General features: G+C 59.2%; 28 protein-coding genes and 1 riboswitch. Of the genes, 11 read left to right on the top strand and 17 right to left on the bottom strand.

The features are described from left to right. The first annotated feature begins 78 nt into the window (after positions 1–78). A complete protein-coding gene (locus tag ACEWL3_RS01670; protein WP_386177299.1) occupies positions 79–699 on the top strand; it encodes a queuosine precursor transporter in 621 nt (206 codons plus the stop codon). A gap of 348 nt (positions 700–1,047) precedes the next feature. Continuing rightward, positions 1,048–1,470, top strand: coding sequence for an alternative ribosome rescue aminoacyl-tRNA hydrolase ArfB (gene arfB, locus ACEWL3_RS01665; RefSeq protein WP_386177298.1), 423 nt, complete (start codon positions 1,048–1,050; stop codon positions 1,468–1,470). 35 nt (positions 1,471–1,505) lie between these two features. Here the strand turns inward: arfB and cobF are convergent, their stop codons facing one another. From cobF to cbiE, 7 genes are read right to left on the bottom strand one after another with little or no spacing between them, the layout of a single operon-like run. Continuing rightward, positions 1,506–2,258 carry a precorrin-6A synthase (deacetylating) gene (gene cobF / locus ACEWL3_RS01660; protein WP_386177297.1) on the bottom strand — a complete coding sequence of 251 codons (753 nt, stop codon included), beginning with the start codon at positions 2,256–2,258 and terminating at the stop codon, positions 1,506–1,508. Beyond that, a complete protein-coding gene (locus ACEWL3_RS01655) occupies positions 2,255–2,557 on the bottom strand; it encodes a DUF1636 family protein (RefSeq protein WP_386177296.1) in 303 nt (100 codons plus the stop codon). Before ACEWL3_RS01655 ends, cobF begins: the two co-directional genes overlap by 4 nt. Next, positions 2,554–3,279, bottom strand: coding sequence for a uroporphyrinogen-III C-methyltransferase (gene cobA, locus ACEWL3_RS01650; RefSeq protein ID WP_386177295.1), 726 nt, complete (start codon positions 3,277–3,279; stop codon positions 2,554–2,556). The genes ACEWL3_RS01655 and cobA overlap by 4 nt, the downstream gene beginning before the upstream one ends. After that, entirely contained in the window at positions 3,276–4,601 is a 1,326-nt protein-coding gene (locus ACEWL3_RS01645) for a cobyrinic acid a,c-diamide synthase CobB (protein ID WP_386177294.1), read from the bottom strand. Before ACEWL3_RS01645 ends, cobA begins: the two co-directional genes overlap by 4 nt. Further along, entirely contained in the window at positions 4,598–5,383 is a 786-nt protein-coding gene (gene cobM / locus ACEWL3_RS01640; RefSeq protein ID WP_386177293.1) for a precorrin-4 C(11)-methyltransferase, read from the bottom strand. The genes ACEWL3_RS01645 and cobM overlap by 4 nt, the downstream gene beginning before the upstream one ends. Positions 5,384–5,397: 14 nt before the next feature. Then, on the bottom strand, positions 5,398–5,766 hold the full coding sequence (locus ACEWL3_RS01635; protein WP_386177292.1) for a cobalamin biosynthesis protein: 369 nt from the start codon (positions 5,764–5,766) through the stop codon (positions 5,398–5,400). Then, complete coding sequence (gene cbiE / locus ACEWL3_RS01630) at positions 5,763–6,944, bottom strand: precorrin-6y C5,15-methyltransferase (decarboxylating) subunit CbiE (RefSeq protein ID WP_386177892.1); 1,182 nt, start codon at positions 6,942–6,944, stop codon at positions 5,763–5,765. The genes ACEWL3_RS01635 and cbiE overlap by 4 nt, the downstream gene beginning before the upstream one ends. On the opposite strand from cbiE, the gene ACEWL3_RS01625 reads away from it, so the two are divergent. After that, positions 6,943–7,692, top strand: coding sequence for a cobalt-precorrin-6A reductase (locus ACEWL3_RS01625; protein WP_386177890.1), 750 nt, complete (start codon positions 6,943–6,945; stop codon positions 7,690–7,692). The genes cbiE and ACEWL3_RS01625 overlap by 2 nt on opposite strands. On the opposite strand, the gene cobJ is transcribed toward ACEWL3_RS01625, so the two are convergent. From cobJ to ACEWL3_RS01575, 10 genes are all read right to left on the bottom strand, one after another. Further along, positions 7,668–8,414, bottom strand: a complete 747-nt coding sequence (cobJ, locus tag ACEWL3_RS01620) for a precorrin-3B C(17)-methyltransferase (RefSeq protein WP_386177291.1) — start codon at positions 8,412–8,414, stop codon at positions 7,668–7,670. The genes ACEWL3_RS01625 and cobJ overlap by 25 nt on opposite strands. Next, the gene (locus ACEWL3_RS01615; protein WP_386177290.1) at positions 8,411–9,142 is read right to left on the bottom strand and encodes a precorrin-2 C(20)-methyltransferase; all 732 of its coding nucleotides are present in this window, start codon (positions 9,140–9,142) and stop codon (positions 8,411–8,413) included. Before ACEWL3_RS01615 ends, cobJ begins: the two co-directional genes overlap by 4 nt. A gap of 3 nt (positions 9,143–9,145) precedes the next feature. Then, a complete protein-coding gene (locus tag ACEWL3_RS01610) occupies positions 9,146–9,775 on the bottom strand; it encodes a precorrin-8X methylmutase (RefSeq protein ID WP_386177289.1) in 630 nt (209 codons plus the stop codon). Beyond that, the gene (cobG, locus tag ACEWL3_RS01605; protein WP_386177288.1) at positions 9,775–10,905 is read right to left on the bottom strand and encodes a precorrin-3B synthase; all 1,131 of its coding nucleotides are present in this window, start codon (positions 10,903–10,905) and stop codon (positions 9,775–9,777) included. The genes ACEWL3_RS01610 and cobG overlap by 1 nt, the downstream gene beginning before the upstream one ends. Then, a complete protein-coding gene (gene cobN / locus ACEWL3_RS01600) occupies positions 10,902–14,144 on the bottom strand; it encodes a cobaltochelatase subunit CobN (RefSeq protein ID WP_386177287.1) in 3,243 nt (1,080 codons plus the stop codon). Before cobN ends, cobG begins: the two co-directional genes overlap by 4 nt. A gap of 3 nt (positions 14,145–14,147) precedes the next feature. Beyond that, entirely contained in the window at positions 14,148–15,182 is a 1,035-nt protein-coding gene (cobW, locus tag ACEWL3_RS01595; protein ID WP_386177286.1) for a cobalamin biosynthesis protein CobW, read from the bottom strand. Further along, positions 15,179–15,541: a DUF1636 family protein gene (locus ACEWL3_RS01590; RefSeq protein ID WP_386177285.1), complete on the bottom strand. Its 363-nt coding sequence runs from the start codon at positions 15,539–15,541 to the stop codon at positions 15,179–15,181. Before ACEWL3_RS01590 ends, cobW begins: the two co-directional genes overlap by 4 nt. Positions 15,542–15,618: 77 nt before the next feature. Beyond that, positions 15,619–16,128: a hypothetical protein gene (locus tag ACEWL3_RS01585; protein ID WP_386177284.1), complete on the bottom strand. Its 510-nt coding sequence runs from the start codon at positions 16,126–16,128 to the stop codon at positions 15,619–15,621. Next, positions 16,121–16,807: a CbtA family protein gene (locus ACEWL3_RS01580; protein WP_386177283.1), complete on the bottom strand. Its 687-nt coding sequence runs from the start codon at positions 16,805–16,807 to the stop codon at positions 16,121–16,123. The genes ACEWL3_RS01585 and ACEWL3_RS01580 overlap by 8 nt, the downstream gene beginning before the upstream one ends. A 134-nt stretch (positions 16,808–16,941) precedes the next feature. Continuing rightward, positions 16,942–17,112, bottom strand: a complete 171-nt coding sequence (locus tag ACEWL3_RS01575; protein ID WP_386177282.1) for a CbtB domain-containing protein — start codon at positions 17,110–17,112, stop codon at positions 16,942–16,944. Positions 17,113–17,148: 36 nt separating this feature from the next. Continuing rightward, positions 17,149–17,371, bottom strand: a riboswitch (cobalamin riboswitch). Positions 17,372–17,517: 146 nt separating this feature from the next. Between ACEWL3_RS01575 and ACEWL3_RS01570 the strand changes: the two genes are divergently transcribed. From ACEWL3_RS01570 to ACEWL3_RS01535, 8 genes are all read left to right on the top strand, one after another. Next, a complete protein-coding gene (locus tag ACEWL3_RS01570) occupies positions 17,518–18,405 on the top strand; it encodes a DMT family transporter (protein ID WP_386177281.1) in 888 nt (295 codons plus the stop codon). Between the two features lie 125 nt (positions 18,406–18,530). Continuing rightward, positions 18,531–18,902, top strand: coding sequence for a YciI family protein (locus ACEWL3_RS01565; protein ID WP_386177280.1), 372 nt, complete (start codon positions 18,531–18,533; stop codon positions 18,900–18,902). Positions 18,903–18,905: 3 nt separating this feature from the next. Continuing rightward, entirely contained in the window at positions 18,906–20,141 is a 1,236-nt protein-coding gene (locus ACEWL3_RS01560; protein ID WP_386177279.1) for an RNA polymerase sigma factor, read from the top strand. Positions 20,142–20,209: 68 nt separating this feature from the next. After that, a complete protein-coding gene (locus ACEWL3_RS01555) occupies positions 20,210–20,596 on the top strand; it encodes a VOC family protein (RefSeq protein WP_386177278.1) in 387 nt (128 codons plus the stop codon). 25 nt (positions 20,597–20,621) lie between these two features. Continuing rightward, on the top strand, positions 20,622–21,020 hold the full coding sequence (locus ACEWL3_RS01550; protein WP_386177277.1) for an MAPEG family protein: 399 nt from the start codon (positions 20,622–20,624) through the stop codon (positions 21,018–21,020). Continuing rightward, complete coding sequence (locus tag ACEWL3_RS01545) at positions 21,020–21,364, top strand: TfoX/Sxy family protein (RefSeq protein WP_435000482.1); 345 nt, start codon at positions 21,020–21,022, stop codon at positions 21,362–21,364. Before ACEWL3_RS01550 ends, ACEWL3_RS01545 begins: the two co-directional genes overlap by 1 nt. 12 nt (positions 21,365–21,376) lie before the next feature. Further along, complete coding sequence (locus ACEWL3_RS01540; RefSeq protein ID WP_386177275.1) at positions 21,377–22,036, top strand: DUF2461 domain-containing protein; 660 nt, start codon at positions 21,377–21,379, stop codon at positions 22,034–22,036. Between the two features lie 63 nt (positions 22,037–22,099). After that, positions 22,100–23,131 (top strand): AraC family transcriptional regulator, encoded by a 1,032-nt coding sequence (locus tag ACEWL3_RS01535; RefSeq protein ID WP_435000481.1) that lies wholly within the window; start codon positions 22,100–22,102, stop codon positions 23,129–23,131. The last annotated feature ends 94 nt before the right edge of the window (positions 23,132–23,225 follow it).

Raw genomic sequence — 23,225 nt, 5'->3', positions numbered from 1 at the left:
GTCAGGAAACCGTAAAGCGCCCCTGTCAGCGATCCCCGCTGGCCAAGTCGCCGCACCCTTGCAAAAAACGGTTTACATATGACACGCACTTATCTTCCCGGCATTCTTGCCATGGCCACCATTGTTGTGGCCTCAAACATCCTCGTTCAATTTCTCTATGGTCAATGGTTGACCTGGGGTGCTTTCACTTACCCCTTCGCATTTCTGGTCACAGACGTGATGAACCGCGTTTATGGCGCATCGGCCGCACGCCGTGTTGTCCTTGTCGGGTTTGTGGTTGGCTTAATCTGTTCATTGATCGGCACCCAGATCATGGGCGAATTTGGCCCACTGGTCACCTTGCGCATCGCAATTGGTTCTGGAGTGGCGTTCCTTGCTGCACAGCTTCTCGATGTCTCAATCTTTGCCGCTCTGCGCGGCGGAGCATGGTGGCGTGCGCCCCTGATCAGCACTTTGATCGGCAGCACAGTTGATACGGCATTGTTTTTTGGGATCGCCTTTTCCGGTGCGCTATCTTTCGTGCACCCTGCCACAGACGTTTCCTGGGCGGCTGAAATATTGCCACTGCTCGGCTTTGGTCCGGCTGCCCCGCTCTGGGTTTCGCTTGCGCTTGCAGATTGGGCCGTGAAACTCAGCATTGCCTTGGTCGCACTGATCCCGTTCCGCATGATCACCAGCAAGCTCATGCCGACGGCGTGATTGTTGTCGCAATTACAAAGGGAACCTCCTGTGCGGCAATGTCACACTTTCGGGATGTAAGCGAAAAAAGTGCTTTGCGTTTTGAAATACCTGTGCAACGATTCAGGTGAGTTCAACAAATGTAAAGGAGGTGATCTAGTGTCAAGAAAGGTACTGGAGCGAGGTGTCGGAACAGCTTGGGAGGTAACCTGCTAGGGCAGCCCTTGGCAGCGATAACAACCCAGGTGGATCAGTTGATCTAACCGATCCCACCTCCTTAAACCATTCGATTGGGCCGCTCCTTAGCTGGAGCGGCCCATTTCGTTTCTCGCCCTTCAACTTGGCCAATGCCCATGCGATATTGAACTCATGTTACGCATCACCGATACCGTTGCCCTGCAAGACTGGGAATTGACCGAAAGCTTCATGAGGGCGTCGGGGCCGGGGGGTCAGAATGTGAACAAGGTCTCATCTGCTGTCGAGCTGAGGTTTGAGGCAGCAACGTCTCCTTCGCTTACAGGGCCGGTCAAAACGCGATTGCGACGGCTGGCCGGACGGCGCTGGACGCTTGAAGGTGCACTGGTCATTCAGTGCGACGAAACCCGATCACAGGCGCGCAATCGCGAGATTGCGCGCGATCGTCTGGCCGAACTGATCAAAAAGGCACTGACACCGCCCAAGCGACGCATCGCGACCCGGCCCACTTTGGGGTCTAAGAAACGCCGATTGAAGGCCAAGAAGGTGCGTGGTGAGGTCAAGGCAATGCGCGGAAAAGTCGACCCGGATACCTAACGCCAAAGCAATTGTGCACCGCATATCGGCGGCCCTCAGGACATTCTGCGCAGGATATATATGTCCATGATCCAACCGTGCCGGCCCCGCGCCTCAGCGCGCATTTTGGTGATCTGATCCCGCACCTCGACCAGCGGCCCCTCGCAAATGATTTGTTCCTTCATCCCAACATACCCACCCCACCAGATGTGCACCCCGTCAGCTGCCAGTGTCTGAAATGCACAATCGCCGTCCAGCATGACAACAACAGTGTCGATTCCTGCGGGCCACCCTTCATCGCGCAACCGCCGCCCTGTGGTCACGACAAATGGCGCGCCAATGTCATTCACGGGGATCGCATGTGCCGCGGTCAGCGCGTGCAATGATGTGATGCCGGGGATCACCTCAAGCGTCGGCGCGGGGTCCAGCCGCGCGGCAATCCGCAAGGTGCTGTCATAAAGGGATGGATCCCCCCAGACCAGCAGTGCGATTTTCGCGGCCCCCGGATGACCTGCCATCGCTTCTTGCCATGCCAGCGCAATGGCGTCGTGCCAATCATCAACCCGTTGCCGATAATCCGCTGTCGCTTCATCCCGCACAGGCAAATCAAATTCCACAATCTGTGTGGCTTTGTTGTTTAGAACCTCATCACATATCGCGCGGCGCAGTTCGGCAAGATCGGCCTTTCCCTCGCCTTTGCGCGGGATCAGGATCAAATCCTGTCGGTTGATCGCGCGGATCGCCTGCAGGGTCAGATGCTCGGGATTGCCCGTCCCGATCCCGATCAGCGTCAGATGCAAAACGCTCATCCCGGTATCCGCGCGATGGCTTTGGAGCGCAGATTGCCAAGCACGCGTGCATCCGGGAATGTCCCATCTTTGGACGCCAGATAAAGCCGCACAAAATTTCGCAAGTCGTCCATGTCCGCCACAGTGATGTCACCGAACAGATACGCAACCTTGCCGGGACTGCGGAACGCAATCGTCTGTGCACGCTCACAGCCTGACATGCAGTCGACACTGACAACATCCAACTCCTGCAATCCGACGCGCACCTCGTCGACAAAATCACCTTCGACAGAACAGCTCTTGCAGACAAAAACCTTCACCCATCAAACTCCGCCAATGGGCCGTAAAAGATCAGCGCAGGTGTGGTGCTTGTCGCTTTTTCCAGATGGAGGGCAAGGGTCGCAATCGTAAATCGTTGAACCTTTTCGGCGGGGGTGGATACCGCTTCGGCCAGCATCGCAGGTGTATCGCCCGGCAGCCCATGTTCCATCAAACGCGCGACCAGTCCTGCAAAAGTCCGTTTGCCCATATAGACAACGGTGGTCGCCAGAGGATCAGCCAAAGCGGCCATGTTCACATCGGCTGGCAAATCACCGGTGACATCTGCGCCAGTAATAAACTGCACCCGCCGGGCGGTCAGGCGGCGGGTCAACGGAATACCCGCCGTTGCCGCCGCAGCAGAGGCCGAGGTCACACCGGGAATAATCTCAAATGGAATGCCCGCCGTCCGCAACGCGATGATCTCTTCTTCGAGTCGTCCAAACATACCGCAATCACCGGATTTCAGGCGCACCACCCGCAATCCAGCTTGAGCATATTCAACCAAAACCCGACTGACGTGATCTTGTTTCGGCGACGCGCGCCCTGCCCGTTTGCCCACACCAATCAGATCAGCGTCAGGCTTGGCGTGTTCCAGGATCGGTCCTGCGCTCAGATCATCAAACAGAACCACTTCGGCCTTTTGCAGCCGGTCCACCGCCTTGACCGTTAGCAGGTCTGGATCACCCGGTCCTGATGAGACGAAAGAGACAAAGCCGTTCATGGTGCCTCAGCGATCATATGAAAAAACGTGCCCGTCGCGCGTCCGCCACCTTCAAAGGTCCGCACCGATCCGGTTTCCGGAACGTCCAGATCGTTGCTGTCGGTGATGTGCGCCAAGGGCGCATCAGGTTCGGTCACAATGGTGGCATAGTGAAATTCATGCCCGCGCAGCCGCGCCCGTGCATCATGGCCGGGGATCGCTGCGTTCAGGTCCGCTTTACGATAGCCAAGGTGCATCTTGCGTTTGGCAAATGACGTCTCCAATCCCAAGAGGCCCGCCATTTTGTGACGCACGCCTTCCTTGTCGATGATCCCGGCACCCATCGCCATGTAGCCCCCGCATTCGCCGTGCACCGGTTTGGTCTGGGCAAAGCTTTGCAGTCCGGTGCGGAACTGCGCCGCTGCCGCCAGTTTCCCTGCATGCAATTCAGGATACCCGCCGGGCAACCAGCACACATCAGCGCTGGCATCCGGCGCCTCATCGGCCAGCGGTGAGAATGGCAGAATTTCAGCCCCCGCAGCGCGCCAGCCGGCCAACAGATGCGGATAGACAAAGGCAAAGGCATTGTCCTGTGCCAGCGCGATACGGCCCCCGGGCGGCGGTATCTTTGCTGGCGGGGGTGCATCGGTCATCGTCCCGGCGGCCGCTGCACGAATGGCTGCGATGTCCACATGTTCTGCCACAAACGCTGCGGCCTCTGCCAAAAGCTGGGGCAGGTTTTCCTGTTCTCCGGCCTGCACCAATCCCAGATGGCGTTCCGGCATTTCAATCGCTGTCCGGCGGGGCAAGGACCCCAGCACCGTCACGCCGACCTGCGCCATCCCGACCCGCACCAAGGTATCATGGCGCGGTGATGCGACGCGGTTCAGGACCACACCCGCCAATGTCACATCCGGGCGCATCAATTTGAAACCCAGCGCCGTCGCCGCCACCGATTGCGCCGCGCCGGACACATCCAGAACCAGAACCACCGGCCACCCCATCAGGGCCGCAACATCAGCACTTGCGCCATTTCCGCACGCGCCCGGCACCGCCACACCGTCAAACAGCCCCATCGACCCTTCGGCAAGGATCAAATCTGCGCCCGCCGCGTTTCCTGTTAAACCGTCGATACGCGTACGGTCCATCGACCAGCTATCAAGGTTGAAAGATGCGCGCCCTGACGCGGCGGTATGAAACGCCGGATCAATGTAATCCGGGCCGCTCTTGAAGGGCTGCACATTGACGCCTTGTGCCTTGAGTGCAGCCAAAAGACCCAGCATCAGTGTGGTCTTGCCTGTGCCTGATGAGGGTGCGGATATCAGAATGCCGGGGGGGATCATTCGCCTGTCTCCGGAAAGCGCGGGTCTGTGCCAACAGGCCGGAACCGCCGATCATAATCACCCGCATAAAGACGGCTTTCACCAAAATCTTCGGACCCCAGCGCGTGGCCGACAAGGATCAGCGCCGTACGCTCCATTTCGGCACCGATCGCGGTCTGCAAGGTGGCAAGCGTTGCCTTGACGATGCGCTGATCCGGCCAACTTGCGCGCCAGACCACGGCAACCGGACAATCGGTGCCATAAAATGGGGTCAGTTCCTTCACGACCTTGTCCAAAACATGAACGCTCAGATGGATTGCCAGCGTCGCCCCCGTCTTGGCAAAGTTCTCAAGCGTTTCGCCATCAGGCATTGCCGTGGCACGCCCCGACGTGCGGGTCAGGATCACGGATTGAACGACACCGGGAAGGGTCAGTTCAGCACCAAGTTCCGCCGCCGCTGCGGCAAAAGACGGCACGCCGGGCGTGACGTCATACGCGATACCGAGTGCGCGCAATCGGCGCAGTTGTTCGCCCATCGCGGACCAGACCGACAGATCACCAGAATGCAGCCGCGCCACATCATGACCCGCCGCGTCCGCCTGCGCGATCACCTCGATAATCTCATCCAGCGACATACGCGCCGTGTTGACCACCTGCGCCCCTTCGGGGCAATGCGAAAGCAAGGCTTCGGGCACCAAAGACCCGGCAAATAGACACACAGGACAGGCCGCGATCAGGTCACGCCCGCGCAATGTGATCAGATCAGGGGCACCCGGCCCTGCGCCAATGAAATGTACCGTCACAGGCTTGTTTCCCCTTAATTCTCGGCAATCGCCGCAGTGGCCATACCATCGCTTGAGATCACCCGCTCTGCAAGCAATCGCGCACCCGGTCCGGCGGCGACAAGGGCCGCGGCTTCGGCCAATGAACCTGTGCCAAATTTATCTTGAATGCGGGCGGATTGGGTCGGCGTGAGCATCTGAGCCATATCCGTCTGCGTCACACCCATGCCCGGAATGCGCATCGCCTGCGCCAACTCGCGAAACACTTTTTCACGGGCCTTTGCCGCCTCGCTTACCAGCGCATCAACTGCACCGCCGTCGGTTGCGCTGATGGCTTTTTGCAATGCGTCCTGCAGGCTTGCCAAATCCGCCGCGCCGCGAAATCCGATGCCAGCGAATCTCATAACGTAACACTCCATTGCACAACAGGGCGTGCCGGGACCCAGCCGCGCATCCGCCCAAGCGGTGCGGCTTGCGCCATTTCAATGCGCAACAGCTCACCGCCCATTTTGACATGAAGATGTGACAACAGGCTTTCAGTTTCCAAGGTCACCCCATTGGCCACAAGTCGCGTGCTCTTGGGGAGCAGATCAAACAGGTGGTCAAACAACGCCGCGTTCCCGCCCCCGCCGACGAACACGGCGGCTGGGGCCGCATGATCCTGCACTGCGGTGGATGCATCGCCCTGAACAACCGACATGCGGTGGCCGATGCCAAAATCCTCGATGTTCTGTGCGATGTTGGCGACGCGTGTCGCGTCCTGTTCAAATGCGATTGAACGGCCACCGGCCAGACACCATTCGACCGAGATTGATCCAGACCCGGCACCAATGTCCCACAACAGTTCGTCGGCCCGAGGGCCAAGCGCTGACAATGTCAGCGCCCGGATGGGCCGTTTGGTGATCTGTCCATCGTGGGCAAAGCTGTTGTCTGGCAGCCCAGATGCGCGCGAGAGTCCGACGTTTTCGGGCAAGGCGATGGCAACGGCCACCGGTGCTGCGATGTCTGAAAGGCCAAATTCCCCGGCGGTTGATCGACGCACGCGCTGTGCGTCACCGCCCATCCGCTCGCAAATCCATAGGGTCGCAGCACCTGCGCCCTGTCCGGTCAACCACGCCGCCAATGCCTGCGGTGCATCCCCGTCGCGAACCAGACAGATCATTTGGCCACCGGGTGCCAGCACCCCACGGAGCCGTTCAAAAGGCGCGGCATGCAGGCCGTGGCAGGTCGTGTCCTCCAACCGCCAGCCAAGATGGCCCGCGATCAATGCGAACGTGGAGGGTGCCGGGAACACCCGCCATTCTTCTGGCTGCAAATGGGCCGCAAGGCTTGCGCCAGCGCCAAACCAAAATGGATCGCCTGATGCCAAAACAGCAACGCGCTGACCGCGATGTGCCAGCACCGGCTCAATGGAAAAGGGAATTGGCCACGGCAGACCACGTGCGCCTGCATCGGCCAATTTCAGATGACGTGGACCACCGAAAACAATATCCGCCGCGTCAAGAGCGGTACGGCTTGCAGGCGGCAGGTTTGTCGCGCTATCGTCAGCCATTCCGATGATGCTAAGCCAAGGATCACCCATCATGCGCGTTCTCTTGCTGGGTGGCACAACCGAAGCGGGCCAGATGGCCAGAGCTTTGTTTGATGCGGGGATCGATGCGGTTTACTCCTATGCGGGGCGCACCAAATCCCCGGTGCCGCAACCGTTGCCCACCCGTATCGGTGGCTTTGGTGGTGTGGCGGGGTTGATTGAGTATTTGGGCGAAAAGAAAATCACCCATGTCATCGACGCCACCCATCCATTTGCCGCGGGCATGAGCAAGAATGCCTTTGCCGCCTGTCGCGATGCCGGGGTTCCGCTGATCCGATTTGAGCGCGCGCCATGGGCCGCTGGGCCCGGTGACAACTGGACGCTTGTGTCGACAATCGATGAAATTCCCGCGGCCCTGCCGGACACGCCCGCGCGGGTGTTTCTGGCAATCGGCAAACAACAGATTGGCCTCTTTGCCGCCAAACCACAGCATCACTATGTGCTGCGGCTGGTGGATGCACCGGATGCGGAGCTGCCCTTGCCCGATGTCACGGTGTTGCTGGCGCGGGGGCCATTCACGACCCAAGGGGATGTCGCCTTGATGCGTGAACACGCCATCACGCATGTCGTGGCGAAGAATGCGGGCGGCGTGGGCGCGCGGGCCAAGCTGGATGCCGCCCGCACTCTGGGCCTGCCGGTGATCATGGCAAACCGCCCTATCTTGCCGGGTGACGTCACCGCCGGTGGCGTGGCCGAGGTGATGGCGTGGCTGGGTCATGACACCGACCGGGGCGTGTAAACATACCGCCCTACCCGCCGAGTGGCGGCGTTGCCAACCAACACAATAGTGCGCATATCTGCCATCTCGGGGGTCGCCTCACCCAGCGTGACCGTGCTGATCCTCTGTTCTGGGGTGCTCACCGCGCGGGCAAAGGTGATCAGATGGTCCAACCCACATTCCTGTCGCAGGATGTTCAGGCATTCGGCGAATTGATGCGGGCGCGATTTGGAACGGGGATTGTAAAACGCCATTGCAAAGTCCGCCCGCGCCGCCAAGCGTAATCGGTGCTCGACCGTTGCCCATGGCTTGAGATTATCACTTAGGTTGATCGCGCAAAAATCATGCCCCAATGGTGCACCGGCAGCAGCAGCGGCGGCGAGCATCGCGGTGATGCCGGGCAAAACGCGGATTTCTGCGTCGGCAAACTCGGGGTGGTTTTCCAGCGCTTCAAACACGGCAGACGCCATCGCAAATACACCGGGGTCACCCGAGGACACCACAACAACACGTGCCCCCACCGCGGCCAATTGCAGCGCATGAAGTGCGCGGTCAATCTCAACCCGGTTGTCGGTTGGGTGCAGGTTCAGCCCCTCACGTGGGGCCACACGTGCAACGTAGGGAATGTAGCCGATGACATCGGTGGCTTGGGCCAAGACCTGAGACACCTCAGGTGTTACCAGATCATCGCGCCCCGGCCCCAGCCCTGCGATGGCGATCCACCCTTTGGTCTGGCCTGTCATTCCGCCGCCTCTGGCCTGCGGCCCTGACCATGCACCAGAACAATCGCAAAATAGGGGCAATCGGCGTCATCGACGTCAATCAGCCTGGCAACACGTTGTCCCGGCATTGTGCCTTTCTCTACCAACCATGCATCGTCCAGCCGACCGGTGGTGGCAAGCGCGCGGCGCACGGCAGGCAAGTTGCGCCCGGTCTTCATCACCACAAGCGCATCGGCTCGCGCCATATGGGTGATCAGATCTTCCTCTGGCAAAGTACCCATCAGCACGGTCATCACATCGTCGCCCCAGGTGAATGGCTGATCAAGCGCATTCCAGCAGCCAACCATGCCGGGGATTGCAGGCAATACCTCGACCTGCGCGCGGCCTTGCAAACGGGTGTGCAGATGCATGAACGAGCCATAGAAAAACGGATCGCCCTCGCAGAGCACGACAACCTCGTGAGCCTGTGCCAAAGCGCCCAGCCTGTCGGCCCATTCAGCGTAGAAATCGACCATCAGTTGTTTGTATTCATCCGAACTGAAATGCAGCTCGGTGGTTACCGGGTACTCCATCGGGTACTCGACCACATCATCGCGCAGCATATCTTTGACGATCGTACGCGCCTGACCCGCGCGGCCTTTCTTGCGGAAATAGGCCAGATGGGTCGCCCCACGGATCACCCGGTCAGATTTTACTGACATTAGTTCAGGGTCGCCCGGTCCCAGGCCTGCACAGATCACTTTACCCATTGTTCATTCCACCCTGCTGGCAAGCGCGTTCACGGCAGCCACCGTGATGGCCGACCCACCCAGACGTCCCTGCACGATCATGGCAGGCACTGGCAAGTCCTGCATCAGTGCTTCTTTTGATTCCGCAGCCCCGATAAAGCCAACCGGGCAACCGATGATCGCTGCTGGGCGCGGGCAGTCAGGGTCGTCGAGCATATTCAACAGATGGAACAACGCGGTTGGCGCATTGCCAATGGCCACCACGGCACCCGCCAGATGCGGACGCCACAACTCAAGCGCCGCCGCAGACCGCGTATTGGCCATCGCCTTGGCCATGTCCGGTACCTTTGGATCCCGAAGGGTACAGATGACCTCGTTCTGCTTTGGCAGCCGTTTGCGGGTGATCCCCTCGCTGACCATATAAGCATCGCACAGGATTGGCGCACCGTCTTCCAGTGCCGCGCGTGCGGCAATGGCCATTCCGTCCGAGAACCGCACGTGTTCCTCCAACCCCACCATCCCGGCGGCGTGGATCATCCGCACGGTCACAATTTCCTCTTCAGGTGTGAAACGGCCTAATGCCGCCTCTGACCTGATGGTGGCGAAGGACTGGCGGTAAATCTCTGCGCCATCGGTGATGTAGGTATGGGGCATCAGATCGCCTTGATTAAAGTGTCGGGGGTGAGGTTGGTCTGCTCAGGGGCATCAGATGCCCTGCCGTTCCGGATCAGATCATACGCAGTTTCGGTCGCCCTGATCGTAAGATCGGCTGCACCGGGATGCGCGCACCCTTTCGCACAGCCTGAGACATGCAGTGTTTGCCCGCACGGCAAATGCGGGGCAAGCGCGCGCGCAACGTCGCGTGTGGGTCCAAGGCCTTGGGCGCACCCGGGTGCACCGGTACAGGCCACAACGCGCAGCAACGGGTCATTGGCGTCGGTGATGATCCCATCAATCTGTGGCAGTTGCCGCGCGCTTTCGACCAGCAGCATCCGCCACGGCGTCATCCGCAGCCCACCGTGTTTGGCAAGCGTTGCAAGTGTTTCCGATGTCATTTGTCCAAACGCCATAGCAGTCATGGCACCCAAGGGCGTATGGCCGGGTTTTGGGACATAACTTTGGGTCTGCCGCGGCACAATAGAACCGGGTGGCAAAGCTGCGCCTGCGGTCATCAGCCGCCTCATCCGCGTGTGGTCCTTGCAGGTGACCATAAACCAGTGTGCAAGCGCAACGGCCTCATCCACAGCCGTTTCAGACGTCACTGGTTTGCCAGTGTCAGCACCATCCGCAACAAGGATCAGCCCACCGCCCGCGTCCCGTTCCAACCGGATATCCGCAGATGCGGTTTGCAAGACCGGTGAACGCCCCGTGTCGATGGCAAAACCAAATTTGCCGGGCAATGCCGGCGCATCCGGTGCCGCCATAGCCTGGGTCAACTCAGCGGCGAAAAGCTCCGTGTCATCCCCGGTTTGCCAGAACGGCGTGACAAGAATATTCCGCCGGCCCTCAACGCTGGCGTCCGCGTCCACCAGTGACATGCGGCGCAGCCCTTCAATCAGTGGTTTGTGGCTGTCCTCGCGCACGCCGCGCATCTGAATGTTGCCACGACCCGACAGGTCAAAGATGCCGTTCCCATGTGCCGCCGCGAGCGTGGCAATGCCATCTGCCTGCGCCCGGCGCAACCTGCCGCCATAGGGGCGCACGCGCACGACCCAGCCATCACCAGACAGCATCGGGCGCAGTGCGCCGGGGCACCAGCCCTTTATCTGGGGTGCACCACTCAATCCGCCATGTCCATCTGGGCGCTGATTGAATTACGGCGCGTGATCCACAAACCGGCATCGCGCAGGGCCGCAAAACGATCGCGCATTTCCTGTAGGGCTTGTGGGTTCTCCGCCTCCATGAAAGCGACCAGATCGTCGCGGCCCAGCGTTGCATCAAAGTAGAGGTCAATCAGATGCGCCGGCACCTCACGGGTGAGATGCGCGAAAGCTGCAAGGTTATCAAGCGTCGCCGCCACCTCAGCCGCACCTCGGAACCCATGGCGCATCATCCCGCTGGCCCAATCGGGATTGGCGGCGCGCGCGCGCACCACCCGCGCGATTTCTTCGGGCATCGTGCGGGCGCGCGGTGTGCCAACAACGGTACTGTCCACATGATATATCGCTGGTTTTTGCGCGCCCAAATGGGCCATCGCTGCCGCGAACCCTCCCTCATGGCTGGCATAGTCTGCGGCCAGCAACACATCCGTCTCTGTCAAATCCTGCACATGGGCAAATCCGTCAGCACCGTGCAAACGCGCCTCTAACGCGGCGCGGTCCTGATGCGCCTCACCTTGTGCATTGATCGCCCATTCGGACCCTTTGAGCCACGCCTCACCCGCCGCATCCCGACCGGCATCAGAATAATCGTGCAACGCACTTTCCATATTCATGCCGTAAAGACCCGGCTTTGGGCCAAAAACGCGGGGTGACCGCGTCAGATACGGGTTCATATCGGGCGCTTCTTCACGCGCTGCAAGGGCGGTGGCTCCGGCCTCGAACAACTGACTGAGACCCGGAAACACATCGCGGAACAACCCAGACACCCGCAAGGTCACGTCAATACGTGGACGGTTCAGCAGGGCAAGCGGCAGGATCTCAAATCCCGAAACGCGTTCTGAACCTTCGTCCCATTTTGGGGCCAATCCAGCCAGATGCAGCGCCATTGCAACCTCTTCACCCGCTGTGCGCATGGTCGCAGAGCCCCAAAGATCGACAACCAGACCTTTGGGCCAATCACCCTGATCCTGCAGATGCCGCCGCAACAATTCCTCGGCCAGCTTCACCCCTTGGGCATAGGCCACCCGCGACGGCACGCTTCGTGGATCGACGGAATAAAGGTTGCGGCCCGTGGGCAGGACATCTGTACGCCCGCGATATGGGGAACCCGATGGCCCAGCGGTGACACGTTTGCCATCCAGTGCGGCAAGCAGTCCTTCGAACTCGCCTTTTCCCGCGCCATAAACGTGCAGGCCATCGCCATACTGGCTTTCCTTGATGTCACACACAAACCGGTCAATGCGGGTGATCGCTTCGGCGGCACTGGCGTCTTCGGTCAGGCCAAGATCGCTTTCCACACCTGCGGCTTGCGCCTCGGACCGGATCGTTTCAATCAGCCGATCGCGCCGCGCCGGATCAAGCCCATCGGCGGTGGAATATTCATCCAACAGACGCTCAAGCCGCAACAACCCCTCGGGTGTTTCGCTGTCTTTCATCGGGGGCGGCAAGTGGCCCAATGTCACCGCCCCAATGCGCCGCTTGGCTTGCGCGGCTTCACCGGGATCATTGACGATAAAGGGATAAATCACCGGCATGCTTCCGGTCAGCGCCTCGGGCCAACAGTCATTCGACAGCGCCACCGCTTTGCCTGGCAACCATTCAAGCGTGCCATGCGCGCCGATGTGAACCAGGGCATCCATGCCCTGCGCCTGCAGCCACAAATAGAACGCCACATAGGAATGGCGCGGTACACGGGCAAGGTCGTGATAATCCGTGTCGCGCGCCGCAATCGAACCGCGTTCCGGTTGCAGCGCGACCAGTGCATTGCCACAGGTCTGGGCCGGGAAATGAAATGCGCCACCCGCAAACAACGGGTCTGCTTCAGGTGCGCCCCACGCCGTTTCCAGATCGGCCCGCAAGGGTTTCGGCAGACGCGCAAGCGCTGTTTGATACGCAGACAGCGGCCATTCAACCGTCTGTTGAGTGAGGGTTTTGCCAAATCCGATGCTGGGCACAGCGCTATACCCGGCCCCCGCCAGCGTCAGCAACATTTCCTCAACCGACGCCAAGGCATCAAGTCCGACAGCATGGGCAATCTGGTCGGCCCGTCCGGGATAGGTCGACAGCACCAGCGCAAGTTTGCGATCTTTTGCGAGCGTTTGGCCCAGCCTGTGCCACCCCAGAACCCGGTCAGCCACCGCAGCGATCCGGTCCTTGTCTGCCCGATGGGCAAAGCGCGAGAATTGCAGATCGGGATCTTTCTTTTGCGGTGCCTTAAAGCTGACAACCCCGGTGAAAATCCGGCCATCTACCTCGGGCAGAACCACGTGCATGGCCAGATCCGCAGGCGATAACCCGCGCTCTGAAGCGGCCCATTCCTTTTGGCGTGCCGTGGAAAGTGCAATCTGAAAGACCGGGCAACCGGGGCCATCAAGCGGCGACGTGCCATCACCGCCACGGCCCGAAAACGCAGTGGCATTGACGATCGCCACCGGATCAATCTGCGTCAAAGCCGCGCCCAGAAATGACCGGGCTGTTTCTGCTTTGAGCGAAGGCACAAAAAGACCGATGGCATTGAACCCGCGATCCCGTAGAGCGTTGATCATCGCATCTACCGGGCTGGTGTCAGCGGCAGTCAGGTAGCTTCGGTAAAACGTGACTGCGACCGCATCGCCTTGGGTGTCGGCGAAGGGAACCACACCCAGATCAGGGTCATAAAACCCGCAATCCGGAACGGTCTTCGCGCCCAGAACCGGACCGGCATAAAGTCCGGCAGCCAGCGCCATTTGTGCCAGGGCCGCCTGCGCGGCAACGGCTCCGCCTGCATCACACAGATGCGACAGACGGCGCAGGGTCGAAACAGGCAACGTCGAATGGGCATCAAGCGCCGGGTCCTCGCGCCCATCCGCGGGCAGCACCGCCAAGGCAATTTCGTTTCGGCGGGCGAAATCCTGAACCTGCATGATGCCATAGGACCAATAGTTTTCGCCACCTATAAGGCGAATCAAAATGCCCTTGGCCCCGGTCAGCGTCGCTTCGACATAGTTGTCGACAGACGCCGGATGGCGCAATGCAACCAGATTGCACAGACGCAAAGTGGGCAGCTTGCCTTCTGGTCCGCCGCCACGATGCCAGCCTGCCGCGAATGCGCCAAGGTCGCTGTCGGAAAAGGACAGCACCACCAGATCAGCGGGCGATTGCCCCGGATCAAACGGGGTGTCCGCATCCTCCAGCCCATGGCTTTCACGGAAGACGACATGCATGGGTCAGGCACCCAGCGTCGCGCGAATTTTGGCGGGATCGACGTGATCATGTTCGCCAATCACCACCAGATGCCCTGCCCGGATGTCACTGCCCCACGACCGATCAAACTGGTGCCGCACCCGCGCGCCCACGGCCTGAACCAGCAGACGCATGGGTTTGCCGGTCACGGCGACGTATCCTTTGACGCGCAGGATATGCTGTTCTTGCGCCAACCGTTCAATGGATTTCACCAAGGCATCGACATCCTCCACCTCGGGCATCGGGATCACCACGGTTTCAAAGTCATCATGTTCATGGTCATCATGCCCGTCATGATGCGAGGGCCGCGCCGCCAGATCATCCTCAGCCTGCGCATTCAGGCCCAGCACGACATTTGGGTCGATCACGCCTTCGCTCATTTCGAGAATTGGAATTTTGCGCGGGCTTTCCGCCTCGATCACTTTACGCGCAGCGGCAAGCCCATCTGTGCCAGCCAGATCCGCCTTGGACATCAGAATGATGTCAGCGCAGGAAATCTGATCCTCGAACACTTCAGAAAGGGGTGTTTCATGATCAAGGCTGTCGTCCGCCAAACGCTGCGCATCTACCGCCGCAACATCTGCGGCAAAAGTGCCTGCCGCCACCGCTTCGGCATCGGCCAGCGCAATCACCCCATCGACCGTAATCCTGGACCGGATTGCAGGCCAATCAAACGCCTTCAGCAACGGCTTGGGCAGCGCCAGGCCTGAGGTTTCGATCAAAATATGATCAGGCCGCGTCGGCATCGCCATCAACGCCTCAATCGTGGGGATGAAATCATCCGCCACAGTGCAACAGATACAGCCATTCGCCAGTTCGACGATATTCTCTGCCGGGCAATCCTCGTCCGCACAGGACTTGAGGATGTCACCATCCACACCAACGGTGCCAAATTCATTGACCAGAACCGCCAAGCGGCGGCCCTTGGAATGGGTTATCAAATGACGGATCAATGTGGTTTTCCCAGACCCTAAAAAGCCGGTGATCACGGTTACGGGAATTTTGGCAAGATCGGTCATTTGGGTAGCTCCATTGGCGGAATACGGGCAAGGCTTTGTTTGCGGAAAATCACCGGGCGCTCGCGCCATGGCACAAGGCCGTCGGTGGTCGCGGCATAGGCGGCAGCGCCGGCCAGGATATCGCCCGCGTCATCCTTGGTCAGTCGGCCATAGACATAGGTCCATTTGCCCGGTTCCGACAATGCCACCGCCGCCCCCTGCGAACAGGCAGACAGGCATTCAACGCCGACGATATTGACCCCATCAGGTGCCGTGGCACCTGAAAGTGCGGCATGCAGCAACGCACCGGGGCGCGGCGCGTCTTCTTCAAGCACTTCGCCGGCGCGGCAGGTGGTGCAGACGTGGAGGGTAACGGTCATCGGGTACATCCTAAAGCAGGGTGCGGATCAAGCCTGCGGCCTATCCTATTGAGGGGTGCCGGGCAAGTTGCGCCCGGCTATTCAACGGTCAGCGTGGTACTGGCAGAAATCGGTGTGCCATCGACGGCAAGCGGTCGGTGGTCATTACTGTTGAGCGTTACCTCAACCGTCACGTCGCCTTTGGGCAAAGCAGCAATATGCATCCACTCGCCATAAAGCCGCGACAGTTTTTCACCGTTTACATAAACATGTGCATGGCCTTGACCGGGGACCGCGGCAAGGCTGGCACCCTCGGGCTGAAATACGAAATTTTCAACTGTGACCTGCAGATTATGACCCGCCATCGGATCGGTCATCAGCGCCAGTGATACGCTTGGCGCATCCTCGGATGGCACATCCATCGGTGTGTCATGCGCCGCGCTATGGTCCATGTTTTCGTGCGCCGTGGCGAGGTTGGCATCGCCATGGGTTGCTGTGTCCGCATGATCATGGCCGTCGAACGTGATGCCGTTTCCTGCCGCAACGACAAACCCGATACCACCGCCAAAAATCAGGCCAATCGCGAAAAGCACAAGACTTCTATCCATTCTCCCTCGCCCCTTCACGTTGCCAGAAATAGCCCGCAAATGAACCGATCAGGACCCAGGCCGCCAGCCCGACACCAAAGGCGCGGGCAGCAAAAAGGGCCGCAATCTCTGGCGGGACCGTTCCGGCAAATTGGTCGGGTTCCGGTGCGCCGATCATGTGCGGAGCCGTTAAAAAGATCACGGCGACGCCCCACATCGTCCAACTGCGGCCAAAGGCCAACAGCCACATCGCGGTCCCTGCGGCAACCACTGTGCCCCACCACCAGATTTGCCGTGCACCGACATCTGCGGCGGCAACACCCGGCACTTCCGGGGCAAGGCTCAGGCCCGGCGCGAAATGAAAGGTCACGAAACCGGCGATGCCCCACAGGATACCTGTGCGGCCGTCAATCTGAGCACCGCGTCCTTCTGCAATGCTCATCAAGGCGACCAGAACCAGCGTATAACCGGTATAGGTCAGCATGGTGAAAATCAGGCTCAGCCCATCACGCACGGTATCAAAGCCGGACAATTCAGGATGCGCGCTTGGTGGTGTTGCCCCGAAATGCACCAGCGCACCGCTTTCATAAAGCTCTGCGTGCAACAGCACGGGCTGCACAAACATCAATTGCAGGATGCCCGCAATCAGGCCCGCCGCTGCACCTGCGAACAGCGAAGTTATCAGAAACCTCTGAAACATAAATGTATCCTCGATATGATCGTACTGTGCGATCAATCGCGTTTGGCAGGTTGGCCAGATTGACGTCTGCACAAACGCAATGGGTCAGGCATTGTCCATCGACAAGCCCGCCTCAAACACGCACCTAAAAATGATTAGTGGCAGGGAAAACCTGTCGCATGGCGCACATCATGTGCCGCGTCATGCAGGGCTGCTGCCTGTACATGGCCGGTCAGCGAAATCACGGCAACGCCGATCATCGCAGCAAACAGAGCTGGAAAAAATCGGGCGCGGCTGTCGCTAAGCGTTTTTGTCATCGTGGTCATTGTCGTACTCCTTACCGTCACACCCGACGGCATGTTGCGTTTCATTCTCGCCTGGCAGGTCTCCTGGCTCGCGGGTCGTGGCCTTGGCCCGCCTTCCCTGTCCATGATCGGACAAGTGGCTATTGGGCCTTGGCTCACCGCTTACAGTCGCGGGGGCGGCTTCGGCTTCGGGTGTTGCATGCAACGGCCCTTACTGAATTCCCTTTTCGGTCCCACACCAAACGGCGCTTTTCGGAACACCAAGCGCCCCCAATTACGCATTTTGCATCTCCAAACGCAAGGTGGATTTGCGACGCGATACCGATCAGAAGCGCTTCTTTTCTGGTCTCTGAGGCAGTTGTCGCTCATATGTGCGCAATCACGGGCCGCCTCCCTTCGTCCGAATCTCTGAAAATCGAAAGTTACATGCCGACAAACCGAACTACACTTGCGATCCTTTACTCCTTGCTGGCGCTGGTCCTGTTTGACGCGATGGGGCTGATCATCAAACATCTGTCCGGGCATTATGGTGCCGCCGAACTGTCTGCCTATCGCAACTTGTTTGGGCTTATCCCGGCGGCCATCGCGCTGTGGTGGTCTGCTGACTGGCATGCGCGCGGTCGGCACATGCGCGTGCGACAATGGCGTTTGGCGCTGACCCGCGGGGCGATCCTGACCTTTGCGCAATACTTCTTTTACCTGTCGCTGGGGCTGCTCAGCTTTGCCACCGCCTCCACGATCACCTATGCCAATGCGCTGTTTATGGTCGCGCTTGCCGTGCCTTTGCTGCGTGAACAGGTGGGGGCCTCCCGTTGGGCCGCAGTGCTGATCGGCTTTGTCGGCGTGATCATGATTGTGGGGCCGGGGCGGGACACGTTCACACCTGCCGCCCTGTTGCCGCTGGCCGCAGCGGCCTGTTACGCGCTTACCGGGATCACCGCGCGCATGATGGACCATGAGGTGCCGACGGCCCTGATCAATCTATACTCTTCGGGCGTCGCGGTGGTTGGGTCGCTGATCCTCGCAGCGTTCACACAAGGCTTTACGCCCCTTCAATCCCCCACGGACCTGCTATGGATCATCGGCATGGGTGCGTTTGGCGGCTCAGCGGTATTGTTGCTGATCGCCGCCTACCGCATGACCGAGCAAAGCAACCTCGCCCCGTTCAGCTATTTCGGTATCCCCTTCGCCTTTGTGTTCGGTTGGTTGTTCTACGATGAGGCCCCATGGAACGAGCTGTTTCCGGGGGCATTGCTGATCATCCTCGGAGGATTGGTCATCGTCTGGCGCGAACGCGCACAGCGACGGGGATGAGGAGCGACAGCTTTTAATGCGGGGTGCGATAACTGACCGCAACAAGCCGCGAGAGCCTGCTGCATTGTAGGATTTGCATGTTGTCGCGCGTCCTTGCAGCATGTCACAAAACTGCGGAGGTAGAAATGATCTATGCAATCACGATTTACGGTGAGGCGGGCGTGTTTGAAGCGCTTCCCAAAGACCGTCAGGATGAAGTCATGTCGGGGCATGGCGCGCTTCAGGCGGCGCTGAAAAAGCGGGGAAAGTTCGTATCGATGAAACTTATGCCGCCAACGTCAGCCGTCATGGTTGAGCCTGCGACGTCAAAGGGTGGCCGTCCGCTTATCACCGATGGCCCGTTTTCTGACACCAAAGAGAACTTTCTGGGCTTCTATGCCGCGGATTTCAAAGACCTTAACGAAGCCTTGGAATACGCGAAAATGATATCGTCACCCATCGCCCGTCTGGAAGTCCGACCGGTGGCTTGGGCCGGAGGTGCAATTTCATCGGAATAGGCAATGTCTGACTGGTTGGAGGCCACCTTCGCGCAACAGCGCCCAAGGGCCATTGCGGCGCTGACGCGGATTTTCCGCGATATCGACGTCGCTGAGGAGGCGTTTGCCGACGCCTGCCTCAAGGCGCTCACTGCCTGGACGCAGGACGGGGCACCGCGTGACCCATTGGCCTGGTTGCTTGCGACGGCCCGGAATGCCGGGCTGGATAGTCTGCGCACATCGCAGCGCCGGGCCGCCATCCTTTTGCGACACAATGAGGAATTTCAGCCAATGCCTGCGGAAATGCCTGACCCCGACGAAATGCGTGACGATGTGCTGCGCCTGCTGTTTATCTGCTGCCATCCGGAATTGGACCGAAGGGATCAGATAGCCCTCGCGCTTCGGATCATCGCTGGCCTTGCAGTGGAAGAGATTGCCCGGGCCTTCCTGATCAAGCCCAAGACCATGGAACAACGGATCACCCGTGCCAAAAAGAAGATCGCCAGCAGTGCCGTCGCCTTTGGAACGCCAAGCCCGGCAGAACGTGGTGCACGGCTGGGTGAGGTCTCATTGATGATCTACCTGATGTTCAACGAAGGGTGGTCAACGTCGGCAGGACCCTCGCAGATGAAACTGACGCTGTGCGAGGAGGCAATCCGCTTGGCGCGGCTGCTTGTCGCGCTGTTCCCAGCCATGGGCGAACAGGCAGCCCTCTTGGCGCTGATGTTGTTGCAGCACGCACGAAGGGAGGCTCGGATCGATCCGGAAGGGAAGCTCGTCGCACTCGATGATCAGGATCGAACGAAGTGGGACCGTAAAGATATCGCCGAGGCAACGGCCCTGTTGCAAAAGGCGCAACGTATCAATCATCACGGGGTTTACATCATCCAGGCTGCAATCGCCGCTGCGCATGCACGCGCATCGTCGTCAGATGATACAGACTGGGCGCTGATCGAAGGCCATTATGCAGCGCTTTATGCGCTTCAACCGACCCCTGTCATTCGCCTCAATCAAATTGCGGCGCAGGCCAAACTCCATGGCCCTGAATTCGCCCTGAAAGCAATGGAACCCTTGGCCGAGGATTTGTCGGAATATCGTTGGTTTCATGCAATGCGCGGCGCGCTCTTGCAGCAAGTGGAGGACCATCAAGGGGCGATTTTGGCATTCCAGTCCGTCCTGAAACTTGCACCCACTGCGCCTGAACGCGTTGCTATCAAAGATAAAATTGAAATCAGCAAAAAAGAATTGAAGCAGTTGTAGGGAAGCCCGTCGTTCATCCGTCCTTGACTCAGACCCGCATGTGGCGGGTCCAACCAAAGGAGATGACCATGAGTATTCTTGACATGACCACCATCGGCAATTCCGGCTGGATCGGCCATTCCGGCCCTGATCAAGGAAAGGCCAAGGCATTTTATCAGGATGTGCTGGGCTGGACGATCAACGACATGCCGATGCAGGATGGATCAAGCTATTCGGCTGCCGTTGTCGGCGAGACGGCCATCGGGGGCTTCTCGCCCATGCCGGAAGATACCGGAAGCTGGACGATCTTTTTCACGGTTGCCGATGTTGATGCGAGTGTCGCCAAGGCTGAGGCCAAAGGCGCAGCGGTCGTTCAGCCCGCGATGGATATGCCGGGCGTCGGGCGCATGGCCACCCTGACCGATCCGCAGGGTGCGCGGTTCGCCCTCATCACATACGAAAGCATGGCCACCTAGGCCCCCTCGCGAAAGGAAGTATCAGATGGAAGATATCCCTCGGATCGCGCTGGGTGTGACCGCAGTGTTTGTTTTGATGAGCATACCCATGGCGATTGCTGTCGGCGTAAAGCGCGCCAGAACCGGTATCCTGCTGCTGCATGGAGACAACGAAGACCTGTTGCGGCTTATGCGGGCACACGGGAACTTTGTGGAATACGTGCCGCTTGCCCTTCTGGCGCTTGCAGGGGCGGAAATTGCGGGCGCTGCACCCTGGCTGGTTGCCCTGTGTGGTGCAGCACTTCTGGTGGCTCGACTTATCCATTATTTCGGCCTTCGCGCCGCAGCGGACAGCAAGGGCCGCGCGATCGGGGCCGGGCTGACAACAGCCACAATGCTCGTGCTCTCGGTCACGATCCTATGGCAACTTGGTTTGTCTTTCTGATGCCTGTTGATGAATACCTCAATCAACGCATGCGCGACGCGCTTGGCGCGCATGTGGGCATCTCTGAGAAAAAGATGATGGGCGGGCTCTGCTTTTTCCTGAATGGCAACATGCTCTGCGGGGCGCGGCGGCATCAGGACGGTATTGGCCGGTTCATGTTTCGGGTGGGCAAGGCGAACCAAGCAACCGCGCTAAGGGACCCTGATGCGCAGGAGGTGATCCACGGCACCCGTAAGCTAGGCGGTTTCGTGCGCGTCGACGCACATGATTGTGATGTTGCAGCTATTCGGCGCTGGCTTCATCTATGCTTGGTCCATGCCGCCGCACTGCCCGCAAAGACATGAACGGAGGAACACATGGAGACATTTCGCGCATTTTCGCCAGAGGCGATCAGATATCTGAGTGACCTTAAGAAAAACAACACCAGAGAATGGTTCGCCGCCAACAAAGCGTCCTATGAGGCGCATCTCAAAGAACCCGGCAAGCAATTCGCAGCAGACCTGGCGCACAGGCTTGGTGAGCTGACCGGTCATAGCCACGACAGCAAGATCTTTCGGATCAATCGCGATATCCGTTTTTCGAAAGACAAGACGCCATACAACGCGCATCTTCACATCGCGTTGATGCCCTTGGGCCGGGCGGGCCAGCCCCCAATGTGGTTCTTTGGCGTCTCACCCGAAAAGCTCTCGCTTGGCTGTGGTGTTTTTCAATACCCCAAGGATGCGCTGACCACCTTCCGTGCCGCGATGGGGGGATCCATGGGATCAGACCTGATCAGCCTCAGCGCGGAACTGCGCGAGAAAGGGATCCGCATTGGGGAACCCGAACTGAAACGGATGCCCCCCGGCTTTGAAAAGGACCATCCCAATGGCGAAGCGCTCCGGCGCAAAGGTTTTGGGGCCTGGATTGACAAGGATGATCCGGGGTTTGTCACCAAACCGGATCTTGTTGATCGCACGATAGCGGAGTTTGAAACCCTGATGCCGGTTTACCATTTGTTGTCCCAGGTGAGGTAACAGTGATTGTTGCGCTGCCGTCAATGGCAACATTGCAAAAGTGACAATCGCCATAGCCACATTATGATGGCGTCCATGGATGCTGTGACTTCACTTTTTGTACGCAAGATGGTGGCGGCTGCAGGTGGTGGTGTTGATGCTGCGGCCTTGCTTCAATCTGTTGGCCTTGACCCCAATGCCAAGGCTGATCCCAAAGTTATGGTCTTGGCATCTGCATATTACGATCTGCTAGAGAGGACCGCGGGCGAAATCGACGCAACGCAATTGCCGTTGCGAACCGGTGCATCGATGCGATGTGATGACTATGGCGCGTTGGGCCTTGCGTTCAAAGCGGCTCCGACGCTGCTTGGATCGTATTCCCGTGTGGTGCGTTACGCCCGCCTCTGGACAAGCGTTGTCGCCTACGAACTGGAGCCTGACGGGGTAAGCACATGGTTCGCGCTGCACCGACCTGGAGCCCGCCGGTTGGGGCTGCGATTGTCCAACGAAGCAACAATTGCAAGTGCGACCGCAATAGCGCGAGAAGTGTCTCAAGACGGCGCGTTCACGCCACTTGAAGTCCACTTCACCCATCCCCAGCCAGGGGCAACTGCACATCACGAAGCTTACTTTGGCTGTCCGGTCTTTTTTGGTTCAGACCGCGATGCAATCCTGATTTCGGCTGATAGTATTAGCCGGGCCAACAAGCTTGGCGATGAGGGTATTACGCAATTCCTGCAGCAGCATCTCGATCAGGAACTGGCACAGATAACCCCCACAAAGTCGTTGAATGAACGGACCCGGGATGTGATCGCACGTGCGTTGAGCGAAGGGGTGCCAAAAATGGAAGACGTGGCGCGCAACCTCGGCATGAGTGTTCGATCGCTACATCGACGCTTGGCGAACGATGGCATGACCTTTCGAACTCTGACTGAGGAAACACGACAGGAATTGGCTGAGGGGTTACTGTGTGACGAGCGTTATTCAATCGCGGAAGTCGCATTCCTGACAGGGTTTTCAGAGCAAAGTTCTTTCAACCGTGCCTTCAAGCGATGGGCTGGTGATACACCTGCGACATACCGCAAAGCACAGAACAGGCCTGCGGCGGCACCCTGACCGCTTTGGTCAATTTGTTGGCAGGATCAGCCAATACTCCAAACCAACCGATCCCCTATCCCATGGTCATCGCATTCAAACCTGGGAGATCCAA

It is taken from the genome of Sulfitobacter sediminivivens, from assembly GCF_042611115.2.
GTDB classification, from domain to species: domain Bacteria; phylum Pseudomonadota; class Alphaproteobacteria; order Rhodobacterales; family Rhodobacteraceae; genus Sulfitobacter; species Sulfitobacter sediminivivens.
The sequence above is the reverse complement of the archived record's forward strand: the minus strand, read 5'-3'. Positions and strand labels throughout refer to the sequence as shown.

Bases quoted from the DNA above. Each gene is read 5' to 3' on its own strand.
- ACEWL3_RS01570 (WP_386177281.1), top strand. From the start codon at position 17,518: ATGCCGACAAACCGAACTACACTTGCGATCCTTTACTCCTTGCTGGCG.
- ACEWL3_RS01550 (WP_386177277.1), top strand. From the start codon at position 20,622: ATGGAAGATATCCCTCGGATCGCGCTGGGTGTGACCGCAGTGTTTGTT.
- ACEWL3_RS01540 (WP_386177275.1), top strand. From the start codon at position 21,377: ATGGAGACATTTCGCGCATTTTCGCCAGAGGCGATCAGATATCTGAGT.
- ACEWL3_RS01670 (WP_386177299.1), top strand. From the start codon at position 79: ATGACACGCACTTATCTTCCCGGCATTCTTGCCATGGCCACCATTGTT.
- ACEWL3_RS01565 (WP_386177280.1), top strand. From the start codon at position 18,531: ATGATCTATGCAATCACGATTTACGGTGAGGCGGGCGTGTTTGAAGCG.
- ACEWL3_RS01590 (WP_386177285.1), bottom strand. From the start codon at position 15,541: ATGACCGTTACCCTCCACGTCTGCACCACCTGCCGCGCCGGCGAAGTG.
- ACEWL3_RS01545 (WP_435000482.1), top strand. From the start codon at position 21,020: ATGCCTGTTGATGAATACCTCAATCAACGCATGCGCGACGCGCTTGGC.
- ACEWL3_RS01580 (WP_386177283.1), bottom strand. From the start codon at position 16,807: ATGTTTCAGAGGTTTCTGATAACTTCGCTGTTCGCAGGTGCAGCGGCG.
- ACEWL3_RS01560 (WP_386177279.1), top strand. From the start codon at position 18,906: ATGTCTGACTGGTTGGAGGCCACCTTCGCGCAACAGCGCCCAAGGGCC.
- cobF (WP_386177297.1), bottom strand. From the start codon at position 2,258: ATGAGCGTTTTGCATCTGACGCTGATCGGGATCGGGACGGGCAATCCC.
- cobA (WP_386177295.1), bottom strand. From the start codon at position 3,279: ATGAACGGCTTTGTCTCTTTCGTCTCATCAGGACCGGGTGATCCAGAC.
- cbiE (WP_386177892.1), bottom strand. From the start codon at position 6,944: ATGGGTGATCCTTGGCTTAGCATCATCGGAATGGCTGACGATAGCGCG.
- cobJ (WP_386177291.1), bottom strand. From the start codon at position 8,414: ATGACAGGCCAGACCAAAGGGTGGATCGCCATCGCAGGGCTGGGGCCG.
- cobN (WP_386177287.1), bottom strand. From the start codon at position 14,144: ATGCATGTCGTCTTCCGTGAAAGCCATGGGCTGGAGGATGCGGACACC.
- ACEWL3_RS01535 (WP_435000481.1), top strand. From the start codon at position 22,100: ATGATGGCGTCCATGGATGCTGTGACTTCACTTTTTGTACGCAAGATG.
- arfB (WP_386177298.1), top strand. From the start codon at position 1,048: ATGTTACGCATCACCGATACCGTTGCCCTGCAAGACTGGGAATTGACC.
- ACEWL3_RS01585 (WP_386177284.1), bottom strand. From the start codon at position 16,128: ATGGATAGAAGTCTTGTGCTTTTCGCGATTGGCCTGATTTTTGGCGGT.
- cobW (WP_386177286.1), bottom strand. From the start codon at position 15,182: ATGACCGATCTTGCCAAAATTCCCGTAACCGTGATCACCGGCTTTTTA.
- ACEWL3_RS01615 (WP_386177290.1), bottom strand. From the start codon at position 9,142: ATGGGTAAAGTGATCTGTGCAGGCCTGGGACCGGGCGACCCTGAACTA.
- ACEWL3_RS01610 (WP_386177289.1), bottom strand. From the start codon at position 9,775: ATGCCCCATACCTACATCACCGATGGCGCAGAGATTTACCGCCAGTCC.
- ACEWL3_RS01575 (WP_386177282.1), bottom strand. From the start codon at position 17,112: ATGACCACGATGACAAAAACGCTTAGCGACAGCCGCGCCCGATTTTTT.
- ACEWL3_RS01555 (WP_386177278.1), top strand. From the start codon at position 20,210: ATGAGTATTCTTGACATGACCACCATCGGCAATTCCGGCTGGATCGGC.
- ACEWL3_RS01635 (WP_386177292.1), bottom strand. From the start codon at position 5,766: ATGAGATTCGCTGGCATCGGATTTCGCGGCGCGGCGGATTTGGCAAGC.
- ACEWL3_RS01645 (WP_386177294.1), bottom strand. From the start codon at position 4,601: ATGATCCCCCCCGGCATTCTGATATCCGCACCCTCATCAGGCACAGGC.